10 protein-coding genes are annotated in these 13674 nt (G+C 37.9%); all 10 read left to right on the top strand.

The annotated features are described in order from the left end of the window. Positions 1-45 precede the first annotated feature (45 nt). The 10 genes from KW850_RS24515 (at position 46) to KW850_RS24470 (ending at position 13671) form a co-directional block, all read left to right on the top strand. Positions 46-1710, top strand: a complete 1665-nt coding sequence (locus tag KW850_RS24515) for a glycoside hydrolase family 13 protein (RefSeq protein WP_218350375.1) — start codon at positions 46-48, stop codon at positions 1708-1710. A gap of 381 nt (positions 1711-2091) precedes the next feature. After that, positions 2092-2916 (top strand): glycerophosphodiester phosphodiesterase, encoded by an 825-nt coding sequence (locus tag KW850_RS24510; RefSeq protein WP_218350374.1) that lies wholly within the window; start codon positions 2092-2094, stop codon positions 2914-2916. Between the two features lie 230 nt (positions 2917-3146). After that, a complete protein-coding gene (locus tag KW850_RS24505) occupies positions 3147-4943 on the top strand; it encodes a sensor histidine kinase (RefSeq protein WP_218350373.1) in 1797 nt (598 codons plus the stop codon). Continuing rightward, a complete protein-coding gene (locus KW850_RS24500; RefSeq protein WP_218350372.1) occupies positions 4921-6510 on the top strand; it encodes a response regulator in 1590 nt (529 codons plus the stop codon). The genes KW850_RS24505 and KW850_RS24500 overlap by 23 nt, the downstream gene beginning before the upstream one ends. Positions 6511-6536: 26 nt before the next feature. Continuing rightward, positions 6537-7862 (top strand): ABC transporter substrate-binding protein, encoded by a 1326-nt coding sequence (locus KW850_RS24495; protein WP_218350371.1) that lies wholly within the window; start codon positions 6537-6539, stop codon positions 7860-7862. A gap of 45 nt (positions 7863-7907) precedes the next feature. Beyond that, entirely contained in the window at positions 7908-8273 is a 366-nt protein-coding gene (locus tag KW850_RS24490; RefSeq protein WP_218350402.1) for a glyoxalase superfamily protein, read from the top strand. A 317-nt stretch (positions 8274-8590) separates the two neighbouring features. After that, positions 8591-9532: an ABC transporter permease gene (locus KW850_RS24485; RefSeq protein WP_218350401.1), complete on the top strand. Its 942-nt coding sequence runs from the start codon at positions 8591-8593 to the stop codon at positions 9530-9532. Between the two features lie 19 nt (positions 9533-9551). Beyond that, positions 9552-10433: a carbohydrate ABC transporter permease gene (locus KW850_RS24480; RefSeq protein ID WP_218350370.1), complete on the top strand. Its 882-nt coding sequence runs from the start codon at positions 9552-9554 to the stop codon at positions 10431-10433. A gap of 62 nt (positions 10434-10495) precedes the next feature. Then, on the top strand, positions 10496-12109 hold the full coding sequence (locus KW850_RS24475) for an ABC transporter substrate-binding protein (protein ID WP_218350369.1): 1614 nt from the start codon (positions 10496-10498) through the stop codon (positions 12107-12109). A gap of 86 nt (positions 12110-12195) precedes the next feature. Next, a complete protein-coding gene (locus KW850_RS24470; RefSeq protein ID WP_218350368.1) occupies positions 12196-13671 on the top strand; it encodes a glycoside hydrolase family 32 protein in 1476 nt (491 codons plus the stop codon). Positions 13672-13674 lie beyond the last annotated feature (3 nt).

Raw genomic sequence — 13674 nt, 5'->3', positions numbered from 1 at the left:
AAAATGTGAATAAATAAACATAAAAAGAGTCAGTGAGGATTTTACATGAATAAATTATGGTGGAAAGAAGCAGTTGCCTATCAGATTTATCCTCGAAGCTTCATGGATTCCAATGGAGACGGGATTGGGGATATCAATGGCATCATCTCTAAATTAGATTATTTAAAAGAATTAGGGATTGATGTCATTTGGGTAAGTCCGATGTATCAATCGCCTAATGACGATAATGGCTATGATATCAGTGACTACCAGGAAATTATGGAAGAGTTCGGAACAATGGCGGATTTTACTATTCTTTTAGAGGAAACACATCGCCGTGGGATGAAACTAATCCTTGATTTAGTGATTAACCATACAAGTGATGAGCATCCTTGGTTCATCGAATCCCGTTCGTCCAAAGATAATCCGAAGCACGATTGGTATATTTGGCGTGACGGAAAAGATGGAGAAGAACCGAATAACTGGGAAAGCATCTTCGGCGGGTCTGCATGGAAATATGACGAACTAACCGATCAGTATTTCATGCATATTTTTTCAAAAAAACAGCCGGACCTTAATTGGGAAAATGGAGAGGTGCGGAAGGCGCTTTTTGAAATGGTCAATTGGTGGCTGGATAAAGGGATTGACGGCTTCCGTGTTGATGCGATCAGTCACATCAAAAAAGAAGAGGGCCTAAAGGATATGCCGAATCCTGAGGGGCTGCCATATGTTGAGTGCTTTGATAAAATGATGAATGTCGATGGGATTCATACTTTCTTACAGGAATTAAAAGAAGAGACATTTGCAAAATATGACATTATGACTGTTGGAGAAGCGAACGGAGTAACGGTAGACGACGTGGAAGATGTGGAGCTTTGGGTCGGAGAAAAAACAGGGAAGTTCAATATGGTCTTTCAATTTGAGCATCTAGCACTTTGGGATGCCGAGGCGAAAAAAGAGCTTGATATTGTGGAGCTTAAGGATGTATTATCCCGCTGGCAAAAAGGCTTGGAGAATAAAGGGTGGAACGCCTTATTCATCGAGAACCATGACCAACCACGAGTTGTATCCACATGGGGAAATGACCAAGAATATTGGCGTGAAAGTGCTACAGCGTTCGCGGCTATGTACTTTCTAATGCAGGGAACTCCATTTATTTATCAAGGTCAGGAAATTGGCATGACAAATGTCCAATTTGACTCGATTGAAGATTATGATGATGTATCTGCAAAAAATATGTATCGCTTGAGGAGAGCGGATGGTGTTCCACACGAGGAAATAATGGAAATTATCTGGGCTTCTGGCCGTGATAATTCGAGGACGCCGATGCAATGGTCCGACGATGTGAATGCTGGTTTCAGTACAGGAAGTCCATGGTTGAAGGTCAATCCGAACTATAAAGAAATTAACGTAGCAGTCCAGCAAAAAGATACCAAATCTGTTTTAAATTTTTATAAGAAGTTGATTGCTTTGAAGAAGGCAAACGAAATATTCACCTACGGTAAATATGAGTTGCTTTTTGAAGATAATCAGCAAATTTACGCCTACACGAGGACGCTAAATGATGAAAAGGTAATTATTATTACGAATCTTTCCACCCAACCAGCTGAGATAGAAGGGGTTTCCCTTGATTATCGTCACTTGCTTCTGAATAATTATGAGGTCTCAAAACATGAACCACTGCAGAAAATAACATTAAAGTCTTATGAGGCAAGAGTTTATCGTATGTAGTAATCGAATATTAATAGACGATATCATATGTCTATATGAATGTGAAATGAGCAGAGCCGAAATCCGGTCTCTGCTTTTTTTTATTTTTACAAAGGCTGTGTTAAAGGTTATTGTAGATATTTTAGCAATGTTGATTGGAGCGGAAGGCGCCCCGAGCCGCTCGCGGAAAGCGAAGCCCCTGGAGCGCAAATCATCATTCCGATATAATAACAGCCTTATCAAAAGGAAAAAGAACGACTTTTTTGTAAATTTTGGAATGCTCATTTACCTATGCTTTTTTACATTTCTTTAATGATCTCTATATGCTAATTAAATTTTCACTTAATATTTTTCTAATACAATTTTATATGTAGTACACATATAAAAGGGAGTTGAGGAAAAATGAGAAAAACAACTTTATTAGGAGCGGGCCTTGCGTTTACTTTATTATTTAGTCCGTTTCAGCATGCTTTTGCTGCAGAAACAAAAGGGGAGTTACGACAAGTGGATATTGTTGCTCATCGCGGAGCATCAGGATATGCGCCTGAAAATACTGTTGCTGCTTTTGATAAGGCGGTAGAAATGAAAGCAGATTATATTGAAATTGATGTACAAAGAAGTAAAGATGGGAAATTGGTTATCATCCATGATACAAAGGTTGATAGAACAACCGATGGTACGGGGTATATTAAAGACCTATCATTTGATCAGATCAGAAGTCTTGATGCAGGCAGCTGGAAGGGGGAACAATTTAAAGGCGAAAAGATCCCCACATTTGATGAAATTTTAGATAGATATCATGGAAAAATTGGTATTTTAATAGAATTAAAGGCACCTGAGCTCTATCCTGGAATTGAAGAAATGGTAGCTCAAGAATTAAAAGAACGAAACTTAGATAAACCGCAAAATGAAAAAATCATTATTCAATCCTTTAATTTTGAATCCATGAAGAAAACGAATAGCTTGTTGCCTAAAGTGCCGATCGGTGTCCTTACTTCGAATAAAGTGGACACAACGGAACAAGCATTGAAGGAATTTGCGACCTATGCAGATTATTTTAACCCAAGTTATGGAATTGTGACGGAAGAATTGGTTAATCAAGTACACGAAAAAGGTTTAAAAATTCAATCCTGGACTGTTCGCAGCCATGAAGCGGCTGACTTTCTCTTAAAAATGAAGGTGGATGGAATTATAACTGATTATCCTGATTATGTAGATCCAAGATAATAAGGAAACAAATGCAAAAAGAGTGTCAAAAAGTAGAAACTTTTTGACACTCTTTTTTTGGGTTTAATAAGTTCTGAACTATAGCACTGATCCTAAATTGGAAACATTCATTATTGGAATATCTCGTGGTAAGTTGATAGGGGATATGTTAAATTGAATAGATAATAATAGTCAAAGCTTATTGATTGAGCAATAGATTGTAAGGGTTTTCTTTTGTCTGGGGGGATACGATGTTTTTTTCCTTACGCAATCGCTTATTTATTATATTTACATGTTTGTTAACGATTCCCTTAATCATTTTATCGATTATTATCCCAAGGTGGTTTACATCTATTATTGAAGACCAGACGCAGGATTTAACTATAGAAGCTATGGACCAGTACTCGCTGTATACTGACTCTATTACAACTCAGGCAGAGGATTTAGGAAAACAGGTCCTGGTAAATCAAACCACACAGCAGTGGTTAAGGTTAGAAAAAAAAGATGAAGAAATACCAAGAGAACAGAGTTTGTTACAGAAGAATCAACTGAAAATGCTACTATCCTCGATGATGGTAAACAATTCTAATGGGATGTCTATCTCGGTCGTACTGAATAATGGTGAAGGGGCATGGGGGAATAATCCCAACTTACACAACATCGATTGGTTCCAAGACTTTACGATTAATGAACAACGATTTGTAAAATCACATATTGATCCTTATATGCCAGGACAAGGAAATAGTAATAGTTATATTTTGCCACTCGTTGACTTGAATACGGTAGTTTCCTATGGATTTATAAAGGTGAATTTCCCTTCAACTTTGCTGGAGACAGCCTTAGGAAAAATCTCGATTGGAAAAAAAGGACATGCATATTTAATAGATCAGCAGGGAGCAAATGTGTTAGAAGGGAAAATTGATACTCCAAAGTGGGTATTAAAAAATAGTTTAACTAATATAAAGAATAATCAAAAGCAAAAAGGGTTATTAGAAACGGATTATCATGGTGAAAAATACTTTGTGTTTTTTCAAAAGTTAGCAGTAGGTGATTGGATTCTAGTTAGTGAAGTAACCAAATCTGATTTATTTTCAAAAGTGAATGTGCTGCAACGCAACCTACTATTAATCAGTGCGTTCGTTTTTATTCTAACAATTGTTGCTTCTTTCGTGCTATCATCCAATATCGTCAGCCCGTTAGGTAAACTAGCAAAGGCAATGAAATTTATCGAACGCGGAGATTTTGTGGGTGCCAAAAGCTTTATGCCAACGATTAAATCGTCAAACGACGAGGTTGGTTACGTGGTAAAGGTTTTTGATCATACAGTCGATCAATTGAAGAATTTAATTGAAACAGAATATGAAGCGAACATCCGCCGAAAAGATGCGGAATACAAAGCATTATTACTACAAATCAATCCTCACTTTTTGAACAATACGCTTGAAATCATCGGGGGATTAGCCGTTCAAGGGAAAAATAAAGAAGTCATGAACGTAAGCATCTACTTAGGCCGGATGATGAGGTATTCATTGAATACACAAAATGATGTTGTGAGATTGAGTGAAGAGATCAGTTATATCCGCAGCTACACAGACATTTTAAAGGTAAGATATGAAGATGCTATTACGATTGATATTGTGGAGGATCCGGAGACCAGGAATCTGCCAATTATTAAATTCGTCCTTCAGCCACTGGTGGAAAATGCCGTCAAATATAGTTTTATAGAAAAAACTACTGCTGAAATATTTATTAAGACAGAAAAAATTAACAATCAAGTATTGATAGTTTTAGAAGATAAAGGGATAGGCATGTCTGAAGAAGTGATAGCAGACTTAGTGAGTGAAGAAACAAAGAATGAAACGCTTAGTGTCTTAGCTAGCAAAGGAAACAGTATTGGGCTAAAGAATGTGCTTGGCCGCTTAAAGCTTTACTACGGTCAAAACTTTTCCTATAAGATTGAATCTGAAAAGAATATAGGCACGAGGATTACATTGTGTATTAATTTTGATCGAGGTGATATACATGATGAAGGTCATCATAGCGGATGATGAGATTCAAATTCGTAAAGGCTTGCGGATGAAGGTGGATTGGGAAGAGGAAGGATTTCAAATTGTTGGCGAGGCTTCCAATGGTAAAGAAGCGCTTGAATTGCTCGGAAAAATGGATATTGATTTGGTTCTTACAGATATGAGAATGCCGATTATGGATGGCCTAGAATTAGCTAAACGTTGTCAGCACGAATTTCCAAAAGTAAAAGTGATCGTATTATCGGGTTATTCCGATTTTGAATTGGTTCGTGGTTCAATGAAAGAAGGGGTTAAGGACTATCTACTAAAACCTGTTGCCCCGGATGAATTAGTTGAAGCCTTACAAAAAGTCGGTAAAGAAATTGAGACAGAGAGGCAAAAACAGGTTGAAACGACCCAGATGCGTCAGCTTGTTCTTACCCAACTACAAGAAGTACAGGAACAATACTTGCTCTATTTAGTAAAAGAAGAATGGTTACAGCTAAATTTAGTCATCGAGAGACTCCGCCAGCTTCAACTCGAGGAACTTGTCAATGACAACACGGTGGTCCAATTTGTCACCGTCGAAATTCGAGAGAGGTTTGGTAATCCCAATCGATTAAAAGAGCTCTGGCTTCCTTTTCAAATGTTATGCAAGGAGATCTCTAAAGAGCATGAAGGAACTTATTCTTTTTACGATCCAAGTTATGCAAATATGGTTCATTTTTTACAGAGGATTGATTTAGGAAGTCTTAATAATTCTTCATGTTTAGTGGATTCTGTACAGCGAAATGTGAAGAAATTGCTAAATTTAGAAACGGTGATTGGAATTGGAAATGTGGTAACCGGTCTGGCTAACTTTAAGACAGGTTATATTTCTAGTTTACTTGCTTGGAGTCAAAGTCAGTTAGGCTCTCAATCACAGGTGATTGATGCGGCGATAACAAAGGAGGAAGCCTTTGAATTTTCACCTGATTTTGAGAGAAAGTTAACCAACGCGATTGAAAATGTCCACTTCGAAGCGTTTAGAGAAAATATTGAATCCTTTTTCCGAGGGAACGGGAACCAATCGATTTTATCGTTTTCGTTTGCTGCCAATCGAGTGTTATTTTTGTTAGGGTCGCTGGCCAAAAAATATGATCTCGAAACAAAGGATATTCAAAAAACGATTTGGAATTGCCAACAAAGTATCTGGGAGCTTAATTCGCAAAGTAAAGTATTTGAAAACCTCCTTCAATTAGCTCAGTTAATTATTGAAAAGGTACGTTTGGCACGGTTTTCAAATGGAAGGGTAATCGTGGATAGTGTTCGGCATTATCTGGACCAGCATTATGCCAGTGAGATTTCCCTGACCATATTATCGGAACTCTTTCATATCAATAGTGCTCATTTATCGGAAACTTTTAAGAATTATGTTGGTCAGAATTTTAGTGACTATCTGGTGAACTTGCGAATGGACAAAGCCCAGCAGTTTCTGAGGGATCGACAGCTAAAGATCATTGATGTAGCAAACTTAGTCGGCTTTTCTAACTCCGGATATTTTAGTACGGTTTTTAAAAAACATGTTGGACAAACACCGGTTGAATTCCGTAATACCTTAGATTCCTAAGTTTTCAAGAAAGAAAGGGAATTTAGATGAAAAAATGGTTCACTATTTTTGCAATTATATTTTTAGGTATTTTAGTGTATGCTTTGTCTTTTTTTGATACATTCTCCGGCAGCAGCCAAAAAGAAAAAGAGGAAACGGTAAAGGATTCCAAACGAATCCAGTTGACGTTCTGGCGAAATAGCGGAAACGCGGCAGAAAATAAAGCATTTGAAGAATTAGTTTCTGCTTTTGAAAAAGCAAACCCAAATATTTTGGTGAATATGAAGTCGATTCCCTATAGTGATTATGAAATCAGGCTGCGAACGGAACTGGCCGCAGGGAACCCTCCGGATATATTGACGATTGACAGTCCTACGCTGGCTCTATATGCAAATACCGGATCGTTATTATCCATCGACCCTTTTATGAGAAAAGAGGGAATGATCGATGATATCCCTGACTCCACCTTAAGAGGATTAAGTTATAAGGGGCAAATTTACCTCGCACCGATTGTAGAGTCAAGTATTGCTTTATATTACAATCGGCATTTATTAAAAGCGGCTGGCATTCCTTATCCATCAGAAGATCCCAATAACCCCTTAACATGGGATGAGGTATTGGAGATTGCTAAAAAAGTGAATAATCCTGCTAAAGGTGTGATCGGTATTGACCCAGCACAGGGATTCAATGATGGAGAATCTCCTGCTTATTTTAAAACACCACTTCTTTGGCAGTTCGGTGCTGATATTTTAAGCCCTGATGGAACTACTGCAAGTGGATATTTGGATTCAAAACAAGCATTAGATGCCTTGCAATTTTACAAAGACTTGTATCATAAATATGGAGTTGCTTGGCTTGAAATACCCGGTGGTGCCTTTGAAGAAGGGAAGCTGGCAATGACCGTACTTGGTTCCTGGACTCTCGAAGATTTGAAAAAAAATCACCCTGAATTCAAGTTGGGAGATGATTTTGGGGTAACGCCTTTGCCAAAGGATAAGTATCAGTTTGTTCCAAATGGAGGATGGGCGCTCGGAATCACATCAAAATCAAAACATCCACAGGAGGCATGGAAGTTTATTAAATTTGTGACAAGTTATGAAGGAATGAAAAAGTATGTCACGATTACTGGTGATGTCCCGGCAAGATACTCTGTAGCAAAAGATTTCCCAGAACTGAACGAATATCCTAAGAATATATTTTTACAACAAACTCAAAAGTTTTCAAAGAACCGCCCCGTAACACCGACCTACCCTGTTGTCAGTGATGCCATTAGGAAATTATTTGAGGATGTTGGAATCGGCGGGAAGGATGTAAAGACTGCGGCAAAAGAAGCAGTTGAAAAAATCAATACAGGTCTTAAAGAAATCCAATAGTTTAGGGGCAGGGGGTAAATTAATTTGAATACATCTGAAATAACCATGAAAGGTCTCATACCAATCCTGCGAATATTTGATGAGGTGAAAGCCAAAGAATTTTATTTGGATTTTTTAGGATTTGTGATCGATTGGGAACATCGATTTGAGGAAAATCTTCCATTGTATTTGCAAGTTTCCTATAAAAATTGTATTCTACATCTTTCAGAGCATCATGGGGATAGCTGTCCTAGTGCGGCGGTTCGAATTGAGATCGGGAACATTGAGCTATATCATGCCCAGCTTCTTTCGAAGGAATACAAGTACGCCCGTCCCGGCATCGAAGAAACCCCATGGAATACCAAAGAGCTATGCATCCATGACCCGTTTGGAAATAGAATAATATTCTTTGAGATTATCTCCTCTAGTTAAGATGCTAGAGGAGTTTTTTTGTGGTACCAGGTTGGAGAAGGCTCCTAGGGACAAAATCTCCTAATGGAACAGAAAAAATGTCTATCGTAAAGGCTCCGAAAGACAAAACCCCCTAGTAGTTCCCCTTTTTCAACTGCTCATAGGTATAAGTCGGGTTCCAAATGGAATCGTTTTCAACTGCCGAAAATTTTAAACCCCTGTTTCCAAATATATTAAACTCTTCTCATTTTTTATTTTGTTAAAGTTAAACCAAGATAAACAATAGATAGGAGGTTAATAGCTTGCAAGAATTAGTAAATGTCCAAAAAGAACCAGCAATACAGGTCCAAGCGGACAAGAAAGCGGCATCGAAACTGAAAGGCAGATTGGAATATATCAAGAAAAACTATCATCTTTATTTGCTTATTGCGCCAGCTGTTATTCTAACAATCATTTTTAAATACATCCCAATGTATGGTGCGATTATTGCCTTTAAAGATTTTAGTACCATCAAAGGTATTTTAGGGAGCGATTGGACCGGATTTGATAATTTCACCAAATTCTTATCCTCACCTAACTTTACTGACATTTTTATGAATACGCTTAAACTCAGTTTTTTTGGCTTAATAGTTGGTTTTCCAGTCCCTATCATCCTTGCATTAATGCTTAATCAACTACGAAGAGCAGCCATAAAAAAGAATATTCAACTTGTGCTCTATGCACCAAATTTTATTTCAGTGGTAGTTATTGTGGGAATGGTGTTTATTTTCTTATCACCAACAGGTCCAATTAATCAGCTGGTTAGCTTCATAACAGGGAAGCCGCTTATGTTCATGTCAAATCCTGATTACTTTCGATCAATCTATATCATCTCTGGCATATGGCAGGCAGCAGGCTGGTCATCGATTATCTACGTAGCAGCTTTAGCAAATGTTGATCCTGAATTGCACAATGCTGCCACAATTGATGGTGCAAATATATTGCAAAGAATGATCCACATTGATTTACCGACACTTAAACCGTTAATGGCAGTTACATTTATTTTGGCTGCTGGAGGGATTATGTCGATTGGCTTTGAAAAAGCATATTTAATGCAAACCGCTATGAATTTACCGGCTTCTGAAATTCTGCCAACTTATGTCTACAAAGTAGGTTTACAGGCTGGTGACTATGCCTATTCAACCGCTGTTGGACTATTTAATTCAGTTATAAACGTAATCTTGTTAATTGTGGTTAATAAAGTCGTTAAAAAATTAAACGAAGGTGAAGGTCTATATTAACTTTAAAAGGAGTCTTGAGATGAATATAAAGCACACCCGCATAGACCGAATCATATTAAGCTTTAATAATATCTTTCTATGCATAGCTGTACTAGTCGTGTTAGTTCCCTTAATATACGTCGTACTTGCGTCATTGATGGATCCAACGGTGCTATTAAATAAAGGGATTTCTTTCAATTTTAATGATTGGAGTTTAAAAGGTTATCAGTTGATTTTATCCAATGATGCGATGCTGCGAGGCTTCCTCAATTCCATTCTCTACTCAGTAGGATTCGCCATTGTAACTGTTGTAGTTTGTATTTTTGCGGCCTATCCGTTATCCGTAAATGGTTTTGTCGGGAAAAATTTCTTCATGACCCTATTTATTATAACCATGTTCTTTGGTGGCGGACTCATTCCAACTTACCTAGTTGTAAAAGACCTAGGAATGTTAAACACTGTTTGGGCCATTTTAATACCTGGTGCCGTGAATGTATGGAATATTATCCTGGCAAGGACTTATTTTAAAGGGATTCCTTACGAATTGCATGAGGCAGCAAAGGTGGATGGAGCATCGGATCTATTAATCTTCTTTAAAATCGTATTGCCGCTTTCAAAACCAATCATCTTCGTTTTAGCGATGTATGCATTTGTTGGTCAATGGAACTCATATTTTGATGCGATGATCTATCTCGAAGATCCAAATTTACACCCATTACAATTAGTTTTGAGATCGATATTAATTCAAAATCAGACAGGTCCAGGAATGATTGGTGATCAGCAGGCGATGGCTGAACTAAAAAAGCTTTCTGAAATGATTAAATATTCATCGATCGTAATTTCTAGTCTGCCGCTCATGGTCATGTATCCGTTTTTCCAAAAGTACTTTGAAAAAGGTGTTATGGTTGGCTCATTAAAATAATGAGTTAATTAAAAATAAAATTTTGTAAATGCTTACACAAAAAAGGTTTAGGGGGATTCTTTATGAAAAATGTAAAAAAAGTTATGGCTGCATCACTGGCTACGATATTACTAGTTTCAGGCTGCAGTAATAGTGGCGGCAAAAGTGAAACAGCATCAAAAGAGTATAAACTAAAAGATGTTTCTTTTCCTTTAAAGGAAAAAGTGACCTTAAACTTTATGACTCAAAGCTCACCATTAGCCCCAGCTGATCCAAATAAAAAATTAGTTTTTAAGCGTTTAGAAGAACAAACGGGTGTTCATATCAAATGGAAGAACTATACCTGGGATACATTTGCTGAAAAAAGAAATCTAGCAATGGCTAGCGGAAGTCTGCCTGATGCAATTTTTGATGCCGCATATAGTGACTATGATTTATTAAAGCTAGCAAAAGATGGAGCAATTATTCCAGTAGAAGATTTAATTGAGAAACATATGCCAAACCTAAAGAAAGTTCTTGAGGCAGCACCTGAATATAAAGGAATGATAACCGCTCCAGATGGGCATATCTATTCTTTCCCTTGGATTGAGGAGCTAGGTTCGGGGAAAGAAAGTATTCACTCAGTGGATGATTTCCCCTGGATCAATGTGGAATGGTTAAATAAATTAGGCTTAAAAATGCCAACAACAACAGAAGAGTTAAAGCAGGTGTTGATTGCTTTTAAAACCAAAGACCCAAATGGCAACGGAAAAGCCGATGAAATTCCAATGTCATTTATTAATAAAACTGGCGGCGAAGACTTAGCTTTCCTATTTGGTTCGTTTGGTCTAGGAGAAAACTGGGATCATACGGTTGTAACGAATGATGGAAAAGTTACGTTCACCTCATCGGATAATGGATATAAAGAGGGGATTAAATTTATCAATGAGCTATTTAAAGAAGGTTTAATTGATGTTGAATCTTTTGAACAAGATTGGAATACGTATCTTGCCAAAGGAAAAGACAATCGCTATGGTTTATATTTTACTTGGGATAAATCGAATATTACAGGTATGAATGATAAATATGATCTGATGCCGGCACTTGCAGGGCCAAATGGTCATAAAAACGTAACCAGAACAAATGGAATGGGCTTTGATAGAGGAAAAATGGTTATCACAAGTGAAAACAAAAACCTAGAATTAACGGCAAAGTGGATTGATCAACTTTATGAACCACATCAGTCTGTACAGAATAACTGGGGTACTTACGGAGATGAAAAGCAACAAAACATTTTTGAATTAGACGAGGCTACAGGGATGTTAAAACATTTACCGTTAAATGGAACATCTCCATGGGAATTAAGACAAAAAACATTTGTTGCTGGACCGTTAGCGTTATTAGATGAATATTACGGTACAGTTACAACTAAGCCAGACGATGCTGCTTGGAGATTAGATTTAATGAAAAAAGTTATGGTTCCAGATATGCAGGCAGAAAATATTTATCCTAAAGTATTTTTCTCTAAAGATGAACTAGATAGACTCTCTGCGATAGAAACCGATATGTTTGCGTATGTGCTTAGAAAACGAGCAGAATGGATTCAAAATGGAAAAGTGGATAAAGAATGGGATGCCTATTTAAAAGAATTGGATCGTTTAGGGTTGCAGGATTGGTTAAAGATTAAGCAATCTGGATACGATAAGTTCACTAAATAATAGATTCAAACAAATAGGTTAAGGCTGTAACAGTATATTGCTAGATACAGCCTTTTCCAATTAATAAACTAAAGGAGAAATAAATAATGAAACTAGAGTATAAAGAAAAGCATCGTCCTCAATATCACTTTTCACCTGAGGAGAAATGGATGAACGACCCAAATGGTATGGTCTTTTTTAAGGATGAGTACCATCTATTTTATCAATATCATCCGTTTGGCAGTACGTGGGGTCCGATGCATTGGGGGCATGCCGTTAGTAAGGATTTGATCCATTGGGAACACCTTCCGATCGCGTTATACCCAGATGAGCATGGAGCGATTTTCTCTGGCAGCGCGGTAGTGGATTGGAAAAATACTTCAGGCTTTTTTCCTGATGGACCGGGATTGGTGGCCATTTATACAAGTGCGGATACGTATCCTGATTCCGACTGGCCGCGTCAGCGGCAAAGCCTCGCCTACAGTAAGGACGACGGGAGAACATGGACAAAATATGAGGGAAATCCTGTTTTATCCGATGTCAATATTACTGATTACCGCGATCCAAAAGTGTTTTGGCATGATGAAACGAATAAATGGGTGATGGTATTAGCGACTGGACAATCCATTACGATCTATACCTCTCTAAATCTAAAAGATTGGGAGTTTGCCAGTGAATTTGGAAGTAAAGCCGGGTCACATGACGGCGTTTGGGAATGCCCAGACCTATTTAAGCTGCCGGTAGATGGTGATAATAATAATAAAAAATGGGTCATGTTTGTCAGCATTGGTGATAACGGTCATTCTAGCGAAGGTTCAAGAACACAATACTTTATTGGTGAGTTTGATGGAATGAACTTTGTGAATGATAACCCGGATGAAACCGTTCTATGGATGGATTTTGGCCGGGATAATTATGCAGGTGTAAGCTGGTCGGATATACCAGCAGAAGATGGCCGAAGAATTTACATCGGGTGGATGAGCAACTGGCGTTATGCGAACCAGGTTCCTACTGAAGGATGGAGAAGCGCGATGACCTTGCCAAGAGAGCTATCTCTTACTTCTACCGAGTCAGGAGTTTGTTTGATACAGAAGGTTGTGTCCGAATTTAATTCCATTCGGAATCATACTGTAGTCACTCATGAATTAACCATTGAATCTAGCACCTCCATAACTTTTGAGATGCCAAGTCACTTAATGGAAGTGATTGTTAAATTTGAGAAGAGGGACGCAGCTTTCTTTGGAATTATTTTTGAAAATGGTGAAAATGAAAGGGTTCTGATTCAGTATGATGCTGAAGGTGAAAACTTAATTGTTGACCGAATGCAAGCTGGAATTAACAGCTTTTCCGAATCATTTCCAGCAATACAGGAAACCGCATTGAAAATGGAGAACGGCAAAATAACCTTACAGATCTTTATGGACGCTTCCTCTATTGAAGTACTAGCCAATGATGGTAAGGCAGTTTGCACAAGCTTAGTCTTTCCGAAGCAGCCATATGATAAAATTCTCCTCTTCTCAAACAACGGAACAACGCAGGTCTCCTCACTAGGGCTAATTGACCTTTATTCAATCTGGGGGTAGGTA

The sequence above is a fragment of the Bacillus sp. sid0103 genome (assembly GCF_019219025.1).
This window is presented reverse-complemented; position numbering and strand designations above follow the sequence as displayed.